Origin of the sequence: Pseudomonas sp. Root401 (assembly GCF_001425105.1) — a bacterium.
Lineage (GTDB): Bacteria > Pseudomonadota > Gammaproteobacteria > Pseudomonadales > Pseudomonadaceae > Aquipseudomonas > Aquipseudomonas brassicacearum.
In genome coordinates, this window is record NZ_LMDO01000006.1 from 101,502 (window position 1) to 120,346 (window position 18,845).

Here is an 18,845-nt window from a genome sequence, read left to right on the forward strand (position 1 = left end):
GATGTCGTTGAAGAAAATCGCTGTGACCGCCGCCCTGTTGCTCAGCACCCTGCCAAGCCTCAGCCAGGCCCGTGATACCGCGCTGTTCCTGCCGTTCGACAAAGTCGTCGCAGAAGCCATCCGCACCGGCAAGATCGACGGCAGCGTGAAGTTCTACCTGGCCGGCAACAAACCGGCCGGCAACGTCACCGTGGTCAGCCCTGGGGCGGTGACCAACAAGAAAACCAACGCCTTCAACAAATCCGATGAAGTAGCCTGCGAATGGGTCCTGCAATCAGCCCTGATCAGCCTGCACGAGGCGGCCAAGAACGCCGGTGCCAACGCCGTCACCAATATCGTCAGCTTCTACAAGCGCAACGAGCGCAAGGACTCCACCACCTACGAATGCCACGCCGGCGCGATCATGGCCGGCGTCGCGTTGAAAGGGGATTTGGCGAAGGTGCAATAAAAAAGCACCTTTTGAATTCCCCGCTGGGGTGTAGGCGATGTGTAGGAGCTGTGTAGGAGCTGTCGAGTGCAACGAGGCTGCGATCCTTCCCCAGACACTTGAGTCCCAAGCGAAAGATCAAAAGATCGTCCGAACGCGGCCCGAGCCTTCGGCAGCTCCTACAGGGACGTTAAGCCAGTTGAGCGACTCGGCTGGCTTGCGGTGCGGGGTCTGCATTTTTGTAGGTGACCCAGAATACCGAGGGGATCAGTCGCGCTTTGCAGGGGCAGGTACTGTGGCTATCCAGGGTGCCAGCCATATGCCTGCCATGGCTGACCATGTGCCCGATACCGCCCCTGATCTGATAGGTGTTCCCGTCCTTTCCACAAGAGACGCGGTCACCTTCGCGGGTATGCTGCAGGCCAAACATGTTCACCTTGCCATCGCCCTCCAGCACTTTCCCACCGCACGTGGTCTTGTCACCCTGACCGATGAAGTAACCCTCGTTCATTGGATGTTCTCCTTCATCGCATTCGAGTGCAGGCGATGAACATCCGCCAGCCTGAGAGCAGGCAAAAAATCCTCTGCCATCGGCACACCTTCACGCACGATAATCATGAAACGCCTCTGAAGCGTATTAATGATCTCGTCGCCATTGCTCAGGCGACTGCCCACCAATGCAATATTGCTATTATTTTTCCCAGCGCCAGTGATGATCCGTGCCGTGCTGCCATCGGCATACACCACCTCATCGCCTTTCTGCGCGGCACGTACCTTCCAGCCATTATCCAAGGTGAACGTCAACGACGATGACACTTGCTGGATCGTTCCGCCGTTACGCGTCTGGCTGCCCTCGGTGGCCACTCGGTAAATAGCGATGGGAGGATGAGCCTGGACGTGCGCCTTTTGTCGATTAATCCATGCCACGACTTCTTCGCTGTAACCGTCGAGTTGCCGTTGCTCCAAGTACAAGTCGTCCAAATGGCGGAGGTATTCAGCAGAGACTTCGTTGGTGTATGGGGACAGCAAGGGTTCATTCATGACTAAGGCTCCTGTTCAAGGGACGTTATCCGTTGGCCTTTGGACTGAACGCTAAGCCGGACGAATTTCGGAGCAATGAATAAGACGTTGCAGGGCTAGCAAGTCGCAATCCCAGCAGCACGGTATTAGGAGCGAACAGGAAATTTCGGAAAAGAAAATGCGCGCTTTCCTACAGCCAAGAGGAGTCTGACAGTCCAATCCTGTTTTACCGTTTGTCGGAACTGTCATCTTCGACAGTATCGGTGGGGTTCCGGCCCCCTTCAGGCTTTAACCACTTAAAAAGCGTCTTTCCATTTTCAGATGTTTAAACCCGGCTTCAAAAATGGATAAAAAACTGATGAACACGATCGCTTGGTCAGGCGTCACGGCCGTGTCTTCTCAACGCCACTCCTCATCGCCCTCCGTGGAGCAAGGCGGCATTGTTGTGGACGGTGTGCTATTTACCCGCGCCTATGCGCACGTGAATGGCATTCGCCTTCACTATCTTATGAGCGGTAATGGCGAACACCCGGTTTTGCTGGTGCATGGGTTTCCGGGAAGCTGGCGCAGCTGGGAGGCGTTGATGGAACCATTGGTGCGTGCTGGTTTTACGCCGATCGTTCCTGATTATCGCGGTGCTGGCGAAACTGATATTTCAACAAGTGGCTATGACAAAAAAAACATGGCGCATGATTTACACGAACTGGTAACCCTCCTGAACATCAAGCAGGTCGATATTATTGGCCACGACATGGGTTTAATCATTGCCTATGCCTACGGCGCGCTTTACCCGGATGAAACCAAACATATCGTCTTGATGGATGGATTCATTCCTGGCATCCCTGGATGGGAAACCGCTTACAACGGCAATATTGAAGCGGGCGTGGCAAGTAAATGGCACTTTCGCTTTTTTGGTAAAACGGCCCTGTCCATGATCCAGAGGCAGGAGAAAACCTACCTGGACATGTTTTTTGATAATTTTGTATTCGCGGGCAACGGTACGGTACGTGAAGAGGTGCGCCAGGCGCTGGTGGAGGACTACTCCCAACCTGGGCGCATGGAGGCGGCATTCAAGCTTTATTCGGCCTGGGTAGAGCATGATGTGAATGACAACCTGGCGTTTGCCCAGAATAAGTTGACGGTTCCGCTGCTCACCATCGGCGGCGACAATTCGAGAGGTAAAACCTTGGCCGAGCAGGCCTTGCACATTGCTACGCAACCGCACTCATTAATACTGGTCAATACCGGACATTGGGTACTGGAAGAACAAGCGCAGGCTACCCGCGACGCGATCCTGACCTTTCTTGCACAATAAACAGTCAGTCAAATTCGCTTTGTCACAGGCGCTCGTACAGCGCCTTCCTTTTATAGGTGCGGTATCTATCTACCACCCCATCGTCGCCTGCCTTTAATAGGTTGCTCTTCCGAAAAACCCTCAGGAAGAGCACATGCAGGAAGATACCGCCTCCATACCGTCTTTCAACCCGCCGCAGACCGACAACACCACTGACGCCAGCACCCCACTGATACGCCGGCTCACGACCTCGCAGCAGCACATGATCCGCTTGAACAGTGCCGTTCCCTGGCCCTCGACGGCCACGAGGCAGCATCTGGACTACTGGTTTAAAAGAACCTTCCCCGCTGCGGGCAACATGGCCGTCGAAACGTTGTCGGTGTGCACGCTGCAAGAGGAGCCTATCCCCCCATCGGAACGCGTCCCCAACGGGCCGATGTCCCGGCGGACAGTGAAGGACATCGTTTTCCTCGAGACCCTTTTCTGGCGCGCCGTAGCCGGTCAGATGAATACCCGTGAGTTTTTCCTCGAGATCGACAAACTCGAGGTTGTCGTGACGAAAGACAACATCACCCAAGTACCCAGCGCCCTGAACAGTCGTGAAGCAAAGGAAGAAATCAAACGTCTGCTCAATACCACGCCAGCGTCTTATGAACGGCTGCTGGCGCGGGTCCTGGACGACTTCTGGAATAAACCGGCCGACTTCACCCGGGGCCGCAACGTCGGTGACTGGCTGGCGGAAGAACTGGGCACGCAACTGCAGGTACAAGCGGATCTTCATTTGCTGGATACAACGCTGAGCCAGGCAATGCACAAGGCAGTGACAGACCATCTGGCGGCGCAGGCCACCAGACCCGGGGTTTTCGGCCTGAGCCTCACTCTCAAAGGTTGGGGATTCAGCCTGCCGGTGCCGGGTGCCGTCGTGCTGACACGGCCCGACCATACCGATCATTCGGCGGACGCCGTGCTGTACCGTCCGGGTCATCCGCTGGAGGTGCATGGCAGCCTGACGGAACTGAAGGCCAGCCTGATGGAGGACGATAACGTTGAGGACCGGTTGGAAACCGCGCCAATCCCGGGGAATTTCCTTGTTCATTTGGTCAGCGATTTGCGGGCGGTGCAGAAAGCGGCCGTGAGCAATACCTTGTTGAACGGCCCGACCGAGGAAGAGGAAATCGCCGCCTGGGTGAGCAGGCTGGATGCAGCGGCGGACATCGGCGATAAGCTGGACCTGGCGGGCGCCATGGACGAGCGCGAGCTGCGGCTGAACCTGAAGAACTTGAATGACTGGCTGCACGACCTCCCGCACATCACCGGTGATGACCGCCTGGCATGGTGGCGGGCGGCGCAGGCCCTGCACAGCAACCTGGTCGATACACCGCCCCCTGCGGACCCGGTGACGCTGGCCACCGCGCAGGCACTTCGGGAGCGGGCCCGCCGCCTGCTCGCCGGCTTCATCGGGGAGAAATACCCGCCAGCCGACCCTGAGGATGTGTCGCTGAGTATCAGAAAACAACTGACTGACCCGCATGCACCAACGGGCACGTCGCCGTTCGGGTCCGGAGTTTCGCAAGGTGGCGTGAGAGGGGTCATGGATGACCGCCGTTCCATGACCGAGTGGGCGATGTCCAACCTGACCCAGGACGAACGCAACACCGCTCAGCCTGGCGTCGTCGGGCCGCTGAGCTTTGCGCAGATTGTAGAGACCATCGAGCGGGCAGACATCGGCACCCGGCTGGCGGCCGATGTGCAGCTCGCCGCCCGCAAATCACAGGCGCAATGGATGGCCCTGAAGGCGCAACAGATACGGGCCCAGGCGTGGACCGCCCATATCTCGGGCGACCTGAGGCACGACAAGGACAGTATCGGGCTGAACCTGGTGCTGGCAGCGTTGGACAGTCCGACACCGGATCGGCGCGCCAAGGTCAACGGGCACGACGTGGTGGTCCGTCAACTGCAGTGGGGCAACAGCGTGCTGAAGTCGATACTGGCGTTTGGAGTGAAGACTGTGTCGAGCCGCCCGTCGCTGACGCTGTACACGCCGGGGGCACCGGACGGCAAGGTGTTCAGGGACGTGGATGCAGCCAGCGGCCGGACGTTGGAAAGCACCTTGGCGCAGACGCTCACTGCCACGCCACAAATGACCCGCTGGCTCATTTCGCAGTTGCCGCTGCTGGAGCAGGCTGTACAGCTTGCCAGCATGGTGCCGGCCTCGGAAAAGCTGACGTTCGAGGAGAAGATAAGAAAAGTCACACAGTCGGCCTTCGTCTGGGCGAGGGCCAGGGCACAGAACGACTTTGCGACGAAAATTTCCTCGCCCGTGGTTGGAGGGAACTTGCTCCAAGCACTATATGAAACGCAAATAACCCACGCGATGAAAACCGCGGACATGTTGACGGTGACCAACGCTGAACGCGACAGCGCAGCCGCGCGGGAGGGGCGCAGAAACGGCGTCATGCTGTTGACCGGGGCGATGTCGATGGCGCCTGCGGGCCGGCTGGGCGGAATACTGGGACGCGCGATCCTGCCGACGATGGCCGCAGGGGCGGCGGTGGCGGCAATCGATGTCGAAGGCGGTCACTTCAGCCAGTGGACACGTGACTTTATCAGCGGACTGGGTGAGGTCATCGCCGAAGCCGGGCAGGATCTGATCATGGCCCGCGCAAGGCGTCATCAGGCACGCCCGGCGCTGTCGTCCCTACCCCGCATGCCAGATCCGGAGTTGGAGCCTTTTCACCTCAGGGGCTTTGACAGCAAGGGGTTGATTCCCGAAGGCCGCAATCGGTACAGGGACACCAGCGGGCAGGGTTATCTGACCATAGGAAAGTACTTCTACAAATCGGCGATTCAGGGAGGCGAACGGATTATCTACGCGCCTAACAACCGTACGAACCAGCGGACGGTGACCTGGAGAAATGGCGGGTGGCAGGTTGAAGCGCAAAACCGGTTGTTGGGTGGCGGGGCATTACAGAGCCTGATCGGCCGGTCTCCAGAGACCCTGCAACAGAAGCGATGCAACATATTGCTGGAAGGTGCTTTGGCGGACCAACGCAGGCCTTCCGTTGAATTGGTCAACACCGTAAGGAATCTTGTTGATTCAATGCCTGATGAGCTGGTTGTACGAATACTCCATGAGAGCATGGAGGATGTTGGCATGCGAGACTTGGATTCTTATCGCGCACAAATAACCTCCCTCTATCAAACGCAGGTAATTCCCCACGCAAACTTGAAGCATAAAATCAACATATGGATGCACGTCGATACTGCAACCAAAGTCATCGAATCAAGAGGCGATGGCTTCAACCTTACAGCCGCCCAACAAATACTGATATTCGACAAGATAGAAATACTTGGACCAAAGCTGTTCAATCACCGAGGCGAGTTCAATACGGCCATCACCATACTGCCAGATAACGTGACCGGGGCGGTATTTCTAGCGATCACCCCCGAACGAGGAAAAAAGCGAGACGCCGTCCGTAATATTGCAGACACCCACACCGAAATATTGGAGGTCGCACAAGCCAAACTCCTCGACGAGCTGGAGCCGCTGTTCCCAGGGAGCGGCCCGGATGTAGAGGCCGCCAGGAGAAGATACGTCAACGCCCCCGAACGCCAAGACGAATACAAAATAAAATTCATCAATGCCTTCAGTACGGAAATGCGCCGCAGAAACAGACTCGGGCTACTGACAGAAATCAGGCAACATGAAATCCCTTACATCATCGCCAACAAAGGCAAGTCGCAACGCAGGATGATGGTTGTTACCGAAGAGGAGATTACAAAATTCACCCGAAACTTATCCCGCTATGATGCGTTCGACATCGAGGTCGTGACACAGGCCCGGACAAATAGAGTGACGGGCACCCGACCTCCAACCACGCCACCTACTTCAGCGGTTCCCTCGCCTGCGGCCGACAAGTTCACGGTCGATACCAGCCCACTGGCGGACACGCAAATGTCCTACGATAACTTCCCTGAAACAGCCAGGGCGAAAGTGGTGGAAATCATGGATGACATTCGTGCTGGCAGGGTGACGACGAAGAAAATCAATCAGTATTACTGGTACGACATGGCTCGACTGGTTCCAGGAGGTGGCCGGGGCTTGTGGCGCGCCGCGTTCGAACGCCAGGGCGATACGTGGACACTCCAGGGTTTTTATAATTATCACGTAAACAAACCGGCGACCGTCTGGGGGGATTGAAACAGAGAACCCCAGAAGGCGTAGGCACATCCAACATCTTTGGTGGCTGATGCACCGCTATCGCGAGCAGGCTCGCTCCCACAAGGGATTTGCGGTGACTGAAGATTCTGCGACCACCGACGATCAAGGGTGGTGCGGGCTTGCTCGCGATGGCGTCGGCACATCCAGCATCTGTGGTGACTGACACTCTGCTTTCGCGAGCAAGCTCGCTCCCACAGGCGTTTTGCGGTGAGTGAAGGTTCTGCGACCACCGACGATCAAGGGTGGGAGCGAGCCTGCTCGCGATGGCGTCGGCACATCCAGCATCTGTGGTGACTGACACTCTGCTTTCGCGATCAAGCCCGCTCCCACAGGCGTTTTTTCGCTTAACCCGCTACTCGGTACTGCCAGTCAACAACGCCACAAACGCCTTCGCCATCGGCGAACGCTGGTCCTTGCGCTGTACCAGCCACACCGCCGACACCGCCGCCGGATCGAGCAACGGTCGATAGATCACCCCATCGATACGCATGCGCTGGTAAGACGCCGGTAGTACCGAAACACCCAGCCCCGCCGCCACCAAACCGATGATGGTCATGGCTTCGCCGGCTTCCTGGGCGAAGTGCGGGCTGAAGCCGGCGTCGCGGGCCAGGTTCAGGAGTTGGGCATAGAGACCGCTGCCGTAGCTGCGGGGGAAGAACACGAATGGTTCCTGGGCCAAGGCCGAGAGGAACAGGCCGTCTTCATTGCCCTGGGCCAGGGGATGTTTGGCACTGAGTACGGCTACCAGCGGTTCGCGGCTGAGCTCGATTTCCGCCAGGGAGTCGGGCAATGGCAACGGTCGCATGATGCCCACCTCGATCTCTTCGTCCACCAGTGCGTCGGCCACTTGGGTACTGCTCATTTCCCGCAGGTTCAGATACACCGCCGGGAAGCGTTGTCGGAATGAAAAAATCGCCTGGGGAATCGTGGAATTGAACGGCGCCGAGGAGGTGAAGCCGATTTTCAGCTCGCCCAATTCCCCCAGTTGGGCGCGGCGGGCGACGTCGGCGGCTTTGTCGACCTGGACTAATACCCGTCGCGCTTCTTCAAGGAACAACCGCCCGGCCTCGCTCAATTCGACCCGACGATTGGTACGCTCGAACAGCCGCGCGCCAATCTCCTGTTCCAACGCCTGGATCTGCTGGCTCAAGGGCGGCTGGGAGATGCCCAGGGCCAGAGCGGCACGGCCGAAATGCAGTTCTTCGGCAACGGCGATGAAGTAACGCAGGTGTCGCAATTCCATGGGCAATCCAATAGGTCGCAAAACGTCTTAAACAGGTCGAACAATATATTGGATAGAATCATTAGCCGGCTATATGCTTTTTTCATTGCCTGCCTGATCGTGCCCTTGCGAGGTCCACCGTGAAAACTGCTGTCGCTCCACTGACCCATGAAATCCCGCCGCGTGTGCAGGATGATGTCGTCGCCGAACTCAAGGACATCTATATCGAGAAGGGCACGCCGATGTTCATGCGCACGGTGCTGGCCCTGTTTTGTGGTGGCTTTGCGACCTTTGCCCTGCTGTATTGCGTGCAACCGATGATGCCGCTGTTGTCCAAGGAATTTTCCATCAACGCGGCGCAGAGCAGCCTGATCCTGTCAGTGGCGACCGGCCTGCTCGCCATCGGCCTGTTGATCACCGGCCCGATTTCCGACCGCATCGGGCGCAAACCGGTGATGGTCGCGGCGTTGTTCGCCGCCTCGGTGTGTACGATTGCCAGCGCCATGATGCCGACCTGGCAGGGTGTATTGCTGCTGCGCGCCTTGGTGGGGCTGTCGTTGAGTGGGTTGGCAGCCGTTGCGATGACTTACTTGAGCGAGGAAATTCATCCCAAGCACATCGGCCTGGCGATGGGGCTGTACATCGCCGGCAACGCCATCGGCGGCATGTGCGGGCGCCTGATCACCGGGGTCTTGATCGACTTTGTCAGTTGGCACACGGCGATGCTGGTGATTGGCGGTCTGGCGCTGATCGCGGCAGCGGTGTTCTGGAGAATCCTCCCCGAGTCACGTAACTTCCGTCCCCGTTCGCTACACCCGCGCAGCCTGCTGGATGGCTTCACCATGCACTTTCGCGACGCCGGCTTGCCGCTGCTGTTTCTTGAAGCCTTCGTGTTGATGGGCGCGTTCGTGACCCTGTTCAACTACATCGGCTACCGCCTGCTGGCCGAGCCTTATCACTTGGACCAGGCCTTTGTCGGGTTGCTGTCGGTGGTGTACCTGTCGGGCATCTACAGCTCGGCAAAAGTCGGTGCACTGGCGGACAGACTCGGCCGGCGCAAAATGCTCTGGGCGACCATCGCGCTGATGCTGGCCGGCCTCGCGCTGACCATGGCCACCCCGCTGTGGCTGGTCGTGCTGGGCATGCTGGTGTTCACCTTCGGTTTCTTCGGCGCCCACTCGGTCGCCAGCAGTTGGATCGGCCGCCGCGCCCTCAAGGCCAAGGGCCAGGCTTCGTCACTTTATCTGTTCAGCTATTACGCCGGATCCAGCGTTGCGGGTACGGCAGGCGGCGTGGCCTGGCACCTGGGCGGGTGGAACGGTGTCGGCTTGTTCATCGGCGCTTTGCTGGTGGTCGCTTTGTGGGTAGCGGTGAAGCTGGCGAAATTGCCATTGCTGCCGGGGAATGTGCAGGTTTAGATCGAACGCGGTCTCCGTCAAAACCAGCGGCAGAGGGGGCACTTTGCTCCCGCTGGCGGGTGCAGGCGCCGGAAACGAGCGGATAATAAAAAGCCTGTCCGGCAGGGGTCCGGACAGGCTGGGTGACAAGGTTGCAATCAGACGTGATATTGCGCCGACAACTCATGCACCGCCCGCAGGAAGGCCCCGGCGTGTTCGGGGTCGACTTCCGGGGTAATGCCATGGCCGAGGTTGAACACATGGCCGCTGCCGCTGCCGTAGCTGGCCAGGATGCGCCCGACTTCAGCACGAATGGCTTCAGGCTTGGCGTAGAGCACGGTCGGGTCCATGTTGCCTTGCAGGGCGACCTTGTTACCAACGCGCTCGCGAGCGTTGCCAATGTCGCAGGTCCAATCCAGGCCCAAGGCGTCGGCGCCAGCATCGGCGATGCTTTCCAGCCACAGGCCGCCGTTCTTGGTGAACAGGATCACCGGGACTTTGCGCCCCTCGTGCTCGCGGATCAGGCCGCTGACGATCTTGCGCATGTAGGCCAGGGAGAACTCCTGGTACGCCGCCGCCGACAGGTTGCCACCCCAGGTATCGAAGATCTGTACCGCTTGCGCACCGGCCAGGATCTGGCCGTTAAGATAGGACGTGACCGACTGGGCCAGCTTGTCCAGCAACAGGTGCATGGCCTGCGGGTTGTCGTAGAGCATCGCCTTGGTCTTGCGGAAGTCCTTCGACGAACCGCCTTCGACCATGTACGTGGCCAGGGTCCAAGGGCTGCCGGAGAAACCGATCAGCGGCACGCGACCGTTGAGTTCACGGCGAATGGTGCTGACCGCGTCCATGACGTAGCCCAGGTCTTTCTGCGGATCGGGAATCGGCAGGGCCTCGATGTCGGCCAGGGTGCTGATGACTTTCTTGAAGCGCGGGCCTTCGCCGGTCTCGAAGTACAGGCCTTGGCCCATGGCATCGGGAATGGTCAGGATGTCGGAGAACAGGATGGCCGCGTCCAACTGCGGATACCGATCCAGCGGCTGCATCGTCACTTCGCAGGCGAACTGCGGGTTCATGCACAGGCTCATGAAGTCACCGGCCTTGGCGCGGCTGGCGCGGTACTCCGGCAGGTAGCGACCAGCCTGGCGCATCATCCACACCGGGGTGACGTCTACGGGTTGCTTGAGCAGGGCGCGAAGGAAACGGTCGTTCTTCAGGGCAGTCATGTCGGCATCCGGAAAAAAAGTGCGGGCATTTTCTCAGAGCGCGAGGCAAAAGGCACGGCAAGAGCCGTGCCTTTTATCTATCGGGGCAATTTGTCGCATAACAGCAGCCACAAGCTATGAGCTGCAAGCCACAAGTGCATCTGCTTTCAACTTGTAGCTTGTAGCTTGTAGCTTGTAGCTTGTAGCTTGTAGCTGGGGTCTTCAGACCCCCAGATAATCCAGGATCCCTTCCGCCGCATTGCGGCCTTCGAAGATCGCCGTCACCACCAGGTCGGAACCGCGGACCATGTCGCCACCGGCAAAGATCTTCGGGTTGCTGGTCTGGTGCTTGTACTGGCCCTGTTCCGGGGCCACGACGCGGCCCTGGCTGTCAGTCTGGATGCTGAACTGCTCGAACCACGGCGCCGGGCTTGGGCGGAAGCCGAAGGCGATGACCACGGCGTCAGCCGGGATGATCTCTTCGGAACCGGGAATCGGCTCGGGGCTGCGACGGCCACGGGCGTCCGGTTCGCCGAGACGGGTCTCGACCACCTTCACGCCTTCGACCTTGTCTTCACCGACAATGGCGATCGGCTGGCGGTTGTAGAGGAACTTCACGCCTTCTTCCTTGGCGTTCTTCACCTCTTTGCGCGAACCGGGCATGTTGGCTTCGTCACGACGGTAGGCACAAGTCACTGACTTGGCGCCTTGGCGAATCGAGGTGCGGTTGCAGTCCATCGCCGTGTCGCCACCGCCAAGCACCACGACTTTCTTGCCTTTCATGTCGACGAAATCTTCCGGCGACTTTTCAAAGCCCAGGTTGCGGTTGACGTTGGCGATCAGGAAGTCGAGCGCGTCGTAGACGCCTGGCAGGTCCTCACCGGCAAAGCCGCCCTTCATGTAGGTGTAGGTGCCCATGCCCATGAATACCGCATCGTACTCTTCGAGCAGTTGCTCCATGGTCACGTCCTTGCCCACCTCGGTGTTCAAGCGGAACTCGATGCCCATGCCGGTAAAGACTTCGCGACGATTGCTCAGCACAGTCTTTTCCAGCTTGAACTCGGGAATGCCGAAGGTCAGCAGACCGCCGATTTCCGGGTTCTTGTCGAACACCACCGGGGTCACGCCACCACGCACCAGCACATCGGCACAGCCCAGGCCCGCCGGGCCGGCACCGATGATCGCCACGCGCTTGCCGGTCGGCTTGACCTTGGACATGTCCGGACGCCAGCCCATGGCGAACGCAGTGTCGGTGATGTACTTCTCCACCGAACCGATGGTCACCGCGCCAAAACCGTCGTTGAGGGTGCAGGCACCTTCGCACAGGCGATCCTGCGGGCACACCCGGCCGCAGACTTCCGGCAGGGTGTTGGTCTGGTGGGACAGCTCGGCGGCCTGGAGGATGTTGCCCTCGGCCACCAGTTTCAGCCAGTTGGGAATGAAGTTGTGCACCGGGCACTTCCACTCGCAATACGGGTTACCGCAGCCCAGGCAGCGGTGGGCCTGGTCGGCCGACTGCTGGGGTTTGAAAGGTTCGTAGATTTCCACGAACTCTTTCTTGCGTTGACGCAACAGTTTCTTCTTCGGATCCTTGCGCCCGACATCGATGAACTGGAAGTCGTTATTCAGACGTTCAGCCATTGTTAAAACCTCATCAAACTCTTCAGGCGCATATCACTGCGGGTTGGCACGAGTGCTGGAAAGCAACGATTTCAGGTTGGCAGCCTTGGGCTTGACCAGCCAGAAACGGCGCAAGTAGTCATCGAGGTTCTCGGCGAGTTCACGACCCCACTCGCTGTCGGTTTCCGCGACGTACTCGTTCAGCACGTTTTGCAAGTGGCTGCGATAGGCTTCCATCGCCTCGCCGCTGATCCGCTGGATTTCCACCAGTTCGTGGTTGACCCGGTCAACGAAGGTGTTGTCCTGGTCGAGCACGTAGGCGAAACCGCCGGTCATGCCAGAGCCGAAGTTATAACCGGTCTTGCCCAGCACGCAGACAAAACCACCGGTCATGTACTCGCAGCAGTGATCACCGGTGCCTTCCACCACAGTGTGGGCCCCGGAGTTACGCACGGCAAAACGCTCGCCTGCGGTGCCGGCGGCGAACAGCTTGCCGCCCGTGGCGCCGTAGAGGCAGGTGTTGCCGATGATGGCACTGTCCTGGGTTTTGTAGACGCTGCCCTTGGGCGGAACGATGACCAGCTTGCCGCCGGTCATGCCCTTGCCCACGTAGTCGTTGGCATCGCCTTCCAGGTACATGTTCAGGCCACCGGCGTTCCAGACGCCGAAGCTCTGGCCTGCGGTGCCCTTGAAGCGGAAGGTCACCGGCGCCTTGGCCATGCCCTGGTTGCCGTGCTTGCGCGCGATTTCACCGGAGATCCGTGCGCCGATGGAACGGTCGCAGTTGCAGATATCCAGGTCGAACTCGGCACCGCTCAGGTCGTTGATCGCCGCAGCGGCCATGTCGACCATCTTCTCGGCCAGCTCACCCTTGTCGAACGGCGGGTTGCGGTCGACCTGGCAGAACTGTGGCTTGTCTGCCGGAATGAGATCGCTGCCCAGCAACGGGGTCAGGTCCAGGTGCTGCTGCTTGGCGGTCTGGCCTTCGATCACTTCCAGCAGATCGGTACGGCCGATCAGCTCTTCAAGCGAGCGCACGCCCAGCTTCGCCAGCCACTCACGGGTCTCTTCGGCCACGTAGGTGAAGAAGTTCACCACCATGTCGACGGTACCGATGTAGTGGTCCTTGCGCAGCTTGTCGTTCTGGGTCGCCACGCCGGTGGCGCAGTTGTTCAGGTGGCAGATGCGCAGGTATTTGCAGCCCAGGGCGATCATTGGCGCGGTGCCGAAGCCGAAGCTCTCGGCGCCGAGAATCGCGGCCTTGATCACGTCCAGGCCGGTTTTCAGGCCACCGTCGGTCTGCACCCGGACCTTGCCGCGCAAATCGTTGCCGCGCAGGGTCTGGTGGGTTTCAGCCAGCCCCAATTCCCACGGCGCGCCAGCGTACTTGATCGAAGTCAGCGGCGATGCGCCGGTGCCGCCGTCGTAGCCGGAGATGGTGATCAGGTCGGCATAGGCCTTGGCCACGCCGGCCGCGATGGTGCCAACGCCCGCTTCCGCCACCAGTTTCACCGAGACCAGCGCCTTGGGGTTCACCTGCTTGAGGTCGAAGATCAGTTGCGACAAGTCTTCGATCGAGTAGATGTCGTGGTGCGGCGGTGGCGAGATCAGGGTCACGCCAGGTACCGCGTAGCGCAGCTTGGCGATCAGGCCGTTGACCTTGCCGCCAGGCAACTGGCCGCCTTCGCCGGGCTTGGCGCCCTGGGCAACCTTGATCTGCAGCACTTCAGCGTTGACCAGGTATTCCGGTGTCACACCGAAGCGGCCGGTCGCCACCTGCTTGATTTTCGAACTCTTGATGGTGCCGTAGCGCGCCGGGTCTTCGCCGCCTTCGCCGGAGTTGGAACGCGCACCGAGGCGGTTCATGGCTTCGGCCAGGGCTTCGTGGGCTTCCGGGGACAAGGCGCCCAGGGAAATACCGGCCGAATCGAAGCGCTTGAGCACCGATTCCAGCGGCTCTATTTCACTGATGTCCAGCGGCGTGTCGAGGGTCTTGACCTTGAGCAGGTCGCGAATCATCGACACCGGACGGTTGTCCACCAGCGAGGTGTATTCCTTGAACTTGCTGTAGTCGCCCTGCTGCACGGCGGCTTGCAAGGTGCTGACCACGTCCGGGTTGTAGGCGTGGTACTCGCCACCATGGACGAACTTCAAAAGGCCGCCTTGCTGGATCGGCTTGCGCGGGCTCCAGGCTTCGGCCGCCAGGGCTTTCTGTTCGGCTTCGATGTCGACGAAACGCGCACCCTTGATGCGGCTCGGCACGCCACGGAAGCTCAGCTCGCAGACTTCTTCGGACAGGCCGATGGCCTCGAACAGTTGCGCGCCACGGTACGAGGCGATGGTCGAGATACCCATCTTCGACAGGATCTTGAGCAGGCCCTTGGTGATGCCCTTGCGGTAGTTCTTGAACACCTCATAGAGGTCGCCCAGCACTTCACCGGTACGGATCAGGTCGCCCAACACTTCATAGGCCAGGAACGGATACACCGCCGAGGCACCGAAACCGATCAGCACCGCGAAGTGATGCGGATCGCGGGCGGTGGCGGTCTCTACCAGGATGTTGGAGTCGCAGCGCAGGCCTTTTTCGGTCAGGCGATGGTGCACCGCGCCGGTGGCCAGCGAGGCATGGATCGGCAGCTTGCCCGGCGCAATATGACGGTCGCTCAGCACGATCTGGGTACGACCGGCGCGCGCGGCTTCTTCAGCCTGATCGGCAACGTTGCGGATCGCCGCTTCCAGGCCGACGCTTTCGTCGTAGTTCAGGTCGATGACCTGACGCGCAAAGCCCGGACGGTCGAGGTTGGTCAACGAGCGCCACTTGGCCGGGGAAATGACCGGCGAGCTGAGGATCACGCGCGAGGCGTGCTCCGGCGACTCCTGGAAAATGTTGCGCTCGGCACCGAGGCAGATTTCCAGGGACATCACGATCGCTTCGCGCAGCGGGTCGATCGGCGGGTTGGTCACCTGGGCGAACTGCTGGCGGAAATAGTCGTACGGCGTGCGCACGCGCTGGGACAGCACGGCCATCGGCGTGTCGTCACCCATGGAACCGACCGCTTCGTAGCCCTGCTCGCCCAGCGGACGCAGCACCTGGTCACGCTCTTCGAACGTCACCTGGTACATCTTCATGTACTGCTTGAGCTGGTCGACGTCGTAGAACGCCGAGCCGTGGTCGTTGTCTTCCATGGTCGCCTGGATGCGCAGGGCATTCTTGCGCAACCATTGCTTGTACGGATGACGGGACTTGAGGCGGTTGTCGATGGCGTCGGTGTCGAGGATCTGGCCGGTCTCGGTGTCCACGGCAAAGATCTGGCCCGGGCCTACGCGGCCCTTGGCGATGACGTCTTCAGGCTGATAGTTCCAGACGCCGATTTCCGACGCCAGGGTGATGAACCCGTTGGTGGTGGTGACCCAACGCGCCGGACGCAGGCCGTTACGGTCCAGCAGGCATACGGCGTAGCGACCGTCGGTCATGACGATACCGGCCGGGCCATCCCACGGCTCCATGTGCATGGAGTTGTATTCGTAGAAGGCGCGCAGGTCCGGGTCCATGGTCTCGACGTTCTGCCATGCTGGCGGCACGAGCATGCGCACGCCACGGAACAGGTCGATACCACCGGTCACCATCAGTTCCAGCATGTTGTCCATGCTCGAGGAGTCCGAGCCCACGCGGTTGACCAGCGGGCCGAGTTCTTCGAGGTCGGGCATCAGGTCGTTGGCGAACTTGGTGCGACGGGCCACGGCCCAGTTGCGGTTGCCGGTGATGGTGTTGATCTCGCCGTTGTGGGCGAGGAAGCGGAATGGCTGGGCCAGCGGCCATTTCGGCAGGGTGTTGGTGGAGAAGCGCTGGTGGAACACGCAGATCGCGGTTTTCAGGCGCTCATCGCTCAGGTCCGGATAGAAGGCGGTGAGGTCCGCCGGCATCATCAGGCCTTTGTAGATGATGGTCTTGTGGGAAAAGCTGCAGATGTAGTGATCGGTGTCGGCGGCATTGGCCACGGACGAACGACGACGGGAGCTGAACAGCTTGATCGACATGTCCTGGTCGCTCAGGCCTTCGCCGGCGATGAACACCTGTTCGATCTGCGGCAGGCGCTCAAGCGCCAGGCGGCCGAGGACGCTGGTGTCGATCGGCACTTTGCGCCAGCCGACCAGTTGCAGGCCGGCGGCCAGGATCTCGCGATTCATGTTCTCGCGAGCCGCTTGGGCCTTCACCGGATCCTGGTTGAAGAACACCATGCCCACGGCGTACTGCTTAGGCAGGGTCACGCCAAACGTTTCCTGGGCAATGGCACGCAGGAACTCGTCGGGTTTTTGAATCAGCAAGCCACAACCGTCGCCGGTCTTGCCGTCGGCGTTGATCCCACCACGGTGGGTCATGCAGGTCAGGGCCTCAATGGCCGTTTGCAAAAGGGTGTGGCTGGGCTCGCCCTGCATATGAGCTATCAGGCCGAAACCGCAGTTATCCTTGAATTCATCTGGTTGGTACAGACCTGCTTTCATAGACACTTTCTCACCAGGCTGCCTCTAATCGAGGCAAATTTCTTTTCAATTCAACCAGTTGCATGCCGCGCCGAACGTACGCCAGCTTTGCGGGGGCAAAAGGGAGGTCATTGTACACACCGACACAGAGGCTCACAAATTTGACGACGAACTGTCGCAAATCCATGTCGCATTTGTGAAAGGTTTAAAGCTATACGCTGTGCTAGTCAAAACTTTTTTGGGTTCGACCGCTACGACTCAAACACTACTGTGACGCAGACACCACAAGGCGCGCGGCCTGAAAGGTCGCCCGCCCCTGCGGAATTTTGAGGTTGCCGGGAGAGGCGGCCTGGGTAAGGCCGCCGAATCTTCAGCGAGTTGCTGCCAGTTCCTGTTGGACGCTGGCGACAGTGCGAGGCCAAGGTTTACCAGCCTGAACCTTCGCTGGCAAGGCCTTGATGGCGGAAACGGCTGCATCACGGTTGGCAAAGCTGCCGTAGGTGATGACATACAGCGGCTTGCCGTTGAGCACTTTCTTGAAATAGCGGTACTCGCCGCCCTGCTCCTTGACGAAGTTCTGTGCCGCGGCTTCGGAACTTGTGCCGAGGATCTGCACTACGTAGTTGCCCGGTGCCTGGCCAGCGTACCAGCTACCGCCCGTGGCCTTGGCCGGGGCAGAAGGCTTGGCTGCAGGTGCCGGCGCCGCCGGCTTGGCGGCAGGCGCTGGAACCGGGGCAGGCTTGGCGGTGGCCACCTGGGTGGGCGCCGGGGTCGGCTTGGCGGCCGGAGCAGGCGTTGGCGTCGGCGCTGGGCCGGCTGGCACGCCCACAGGCGGCGCGGTGGTGGTCACGGTCGGCGGCACGTCACTGCTGTCGTCGATCGGTGGCGCTGCACCGTCGTCGCCTTCGGTGATGCCACCGGCCGCTTCAGCCAGCGGGCCGCGCATGACCGGTTGCGACTGGCCGACCAGCGGCAACGGCATCGGCTGGGTGTTGCCGGCGAATTCCACTGCCGGCGCACCACCGTTGGGTTGCGGCGTCCCTTGGCCGAGAGGCAGTTGCGCCTGTTCGTTGGCAGGGGCACCCGTGGTGGGTGCCTTGGTGCGCCCCGGCATCAGCCAGGCGGCGGCAACCGCGACCACGACGACGGCGGAAATTGCCAATACGTGTTTCTTCGGCATGTTGAACCCCATACTTGGACGCTTCACCGCTGAGCGGCTGGCAATCATGACTTCGATCAGAGCATCGCGGGCGACCTGGTTGATGTTGCCAGGCCAACCGTCGGCGCTTTCGTGAATCTCAGAGATCTGATCGGCGGTAAAAAGTTCGATACCCCGGCCCGCCCCCTCAAGACGCTGGGCCAGGTATTCACGCGTTTCTTCCTCGGTGTAGGGCGCCAGCTCGATGACGTGGAAGCGCTCTTCCTCAAGGCTCAATTGGTCCAGGTCGGCGATCAGCGACGACTCACCGAACAGGAACACATGAGGGCGACCCTCCGGCGCACCGGCTGCCAGGGCCAGCAGGGCCTCGAGGGCCGACTCGTCGAGTTGCTCGGCATCGTCCACCAGCAGATAGACTTCCTGCCCGGTCAGCGCCAGCTGCACGATCTGTTCGAGAATTGCACCGACTTCGGCCTGCGCGACGTTCAGCGCCTGGGCCACCTGACGCAATACACCAGCGGCATCGCCGGCACCGCGGGCCGACACCACCACGCTTTGCACGGACTGTTTGTTGGTGCTGGCCACCAGGGCCTGGCGCAGCAAGGTCTTGCCGCTGCCCTGGGGACCGGTGACCACCAGCAGCAACTGGCTGTAGCGCGCCAGGTGATGCAACTGGCCCAGTACCGGCTTGCGCTGTGCAGGGAAGAACTTGAAGCCCGGGACCCGCGGTGCAAAAGGGTCATGACTCAATTGGAAATGGCCGAGGAAAGCCTCGTCGGCATGCAAACTAGTCATCG

General features: G+C 60.2%; 11 protein-coding genes. 4 read left to right on the top strand and 7 right to left on the bottom strand.

Going from position 1 to position 18,845, the window contains the following annotated elements; translation table 11 throughout:
* Position 1: 1 nt before the first annotated feature.
* Complete coding sequence (locus ASC85_RS06755; protein ID WP_057448738.1) at positions 2–448, top strand: hypothetical protein; 447 nt, start codon at positions 2–4, stop codon at positions 446–448.
* A gap of 169 nt (positions 449–617) precedes the next feature.
* Here the strand turns inward: ASC85_RS06755 and ASC85_RS06760 are convergent, their stop codons facing one another.
* Both ASC85_RS06760 and ASC85_RS06765 read right to left on the bottom strand, forming a co-directional pair.
* On the bottom strand, positions 618–938 hold the full coding sequence (locus tag ASC85_RS06760) for a PAAR domain-containing protein (RefSeq protein WP_057448739.1): 321 nt from the start codon (positions 936–938) through the stop codon (positions 618–620).
* Positions 935–1,468 (bottom strand): PAAR domain-containing protein, encoded by a 534-nt coding sequence (locus ASC85_RS06765; protein WP_057448740.1) that lies wholly within the window; start codon positions 1,466–1,468, stop codon positions 935–937. The genes ASC85_RS06760 and ASC85_RS06765 overlap by 4 nt, the downstream gene beginning before the upstream one ends.
* A gap of 322 nt (positions 1,469–1,790) precedes the next feature.
* Between ASC85_RS06765 and ASC85_RS06770 the strand changes: the two genes are divergently transcribed.
* Both ASC85_RS06770 and ASC85_RS06775 read left to right on the top strand, forming a co-directional pair.
* On the top strand, positions 1,791–2,762 hold the full coding sequence (locus tag ASC85_RS06770) for an alpha/beta fold hydrolase (protein WP_236712332.1): 972 nt from the start codon (positions 1,791–1,793) through the stop codon (positions 2,760–2,762).
* Positions 2,763–2,895: 133 nt separating this feature from the next.
* Entirely contained in the window at positions 2,896–6,942 is a 4,047-nt protein-coding gene (locus ASC85_RS06775) for a dermonecrotic toxin domain-containing protein (RefSeq protein WP_057448742.1), read from the top strand.
* Between the two features lie 373 nt (positions 6,943–7,315).
* Here ASC85_RS06775 and ASC85_RS06780 read toward each other — a convergent pair whose 3' ends face one another.
* Positions 7,316–8,206 (bottom strand): LysR family transcriptional regulator, encoded by an 891-nt coding sequence (locus ASC85_RS06780; RefSeq protein ID WP_057448743.1) that lies wholly within the window; start codon positions 8,204–8,206, stop codon positions 7,316–7,318.
* Positions 8,207–8,346: 140 nt separating this feature from the next.
* On the opposite strand from ASC85_RS06780, the gene ASC85_RS06785 reads away from it, so the two are divergent.
* Complete coding sequence (locus ASC85_RS06785) at positions 8,347–9,603, top strand: MFS transporter (protein ID WP_430458913.1); 1,257 nt, start codon at positions 8,347–8,349, stop codon at positions 9,601–9,603.
* A 137-nt stretch (positions 9,604–9,740) separates the two neighbouring features.
* On the opposite strand, the gene hemE is transcribed toward ASC85_RS06785, so the two are convergent.
* The 4 genes from hemE to ASC85_RS06805 all read right to left on the bottom strand — a co-directional run bounded on the left by hemE (position 9,741) and on the right by ASC85_RS06805 (position 18,843).
* Complete coding sequence (gene hemE, locus ASC85_RS06790; protein WP_057448745.1) at positions 9,741–10,808, bottom strand: uroporphyrinogen decarboxylase; 1,068 nt, start codon at positions 10,806–10,808, stop codon at positions 9,741–9,743.
* Between the two features lie 201 nt (positions 10,809–11,009).
* Complete coding sequence (locus tag ASC85_RS06795) at positions 11,010–12,428, bottom strand: FAD-dependent oxidoreductase (protein ID WP_039592434.1); 1,419 nt, start codon at positions 12,426–12,428, stop codon at positions 11,010–11,012.
* Between the two features lie 33 nt (positions 12,429–12,461).
* On the bottom strand, positions 12,462–16,910 hold the full coding sequence (gene gltB, locus ASC85_RS06800) for a glutamate synthase large subunit (protein WP_057448746.1): 4,449 nt from the start codon (positions 16,908–16,910) through the stop codon (positions 12,462–12,464).
* A 349-nt stretch (positions 16,911–17,259) separates the two neighbouring features.
* Positions 17,260–18,843 carry an AAA family ATPase gene (locus ASC85_RS06805; protein ID WP_057448747.1) on the bottom strand — a complete coding sequence of 528 codons (1,584 nt, stop codon included), beginning with the start codon at positions 18,841–18,843 and terminating at the stop codon, positions 17,260–17,262.
* Positions 18,844–18,845: the final 2 nt, after the last annotated feature.

Bases quoted from the DNA above. Each gene is read 5' to 3' on its own strand.
- ASC85_RS06755 (WP_057448738.1), top strand. From the start codon at position 2: ATGTCGTTGAAGAAAATCGCTGTGACCGCCGCCCTGTTGCTCAGCACC.
- ASC85_RS06760 (WP_057448739.1), bottom strand. From the start codon at position 938: ATGAACGAGGGTTACTTCATCGGTCAGGGTGACAAGACCACGTGCGGT.
- ASC85_RS06765 (WP_057448740.1), bottom strand. From the start codon at position 1,468: ATGAATGAACCCTTGCTGTCCCCATACACCAACGAAGTCTCTGCTGAA.
- ASC85_RS06770 (WP_236712332.1), top strand. From the start codon at position 1,791: ATGGATAAAAAACTGATGAACACGATCGCTTGGTCAGGCGTCACGGCC.
- ASC85_RS06775 (WP_057448742.1), top strand. From the start codon at position 2,896: ATGCAGGAAGATACCGCCTCCATACCGTCTTTCAACCCGCCGCAGACC.
- ASC85_RS06780 (WP_057448743.1), bottom strand. From the start codon at position 8,206: ATGGAATTGCGACACCTGCGTTACTTCATCGCCGTTGCCGAAGAACTG.
- hemE (WP_057448745.1), bottom strand. From the start codon at position 10,808: ATGACTGCCCTGAAGAACGACCGTTTCCTTCGCGCCCTGCTCAAGCAA.
- ASC85_RS06795 (WP_039592434.1), bottom strand. From the start codon at position 12,428: ATGGCTGAACGTCTGAATAACGACTTCCAGTTCATCGATGTCGGGCGC.
- gltB (WP_057448746.1), bottom strand. From the start codon at position 16,910: ATGAAAGCAGGTCTGTACCAACCAGATGAATTCAAGGATAACTGCGGT.
- ASC85_RS06805 (WP_057448747.1), bottom strand. From the start codon at position 18,843: ATGACTAGTTTGCATGCCGACGAGGCTTTCCTCGGCCATTTCCAATTG.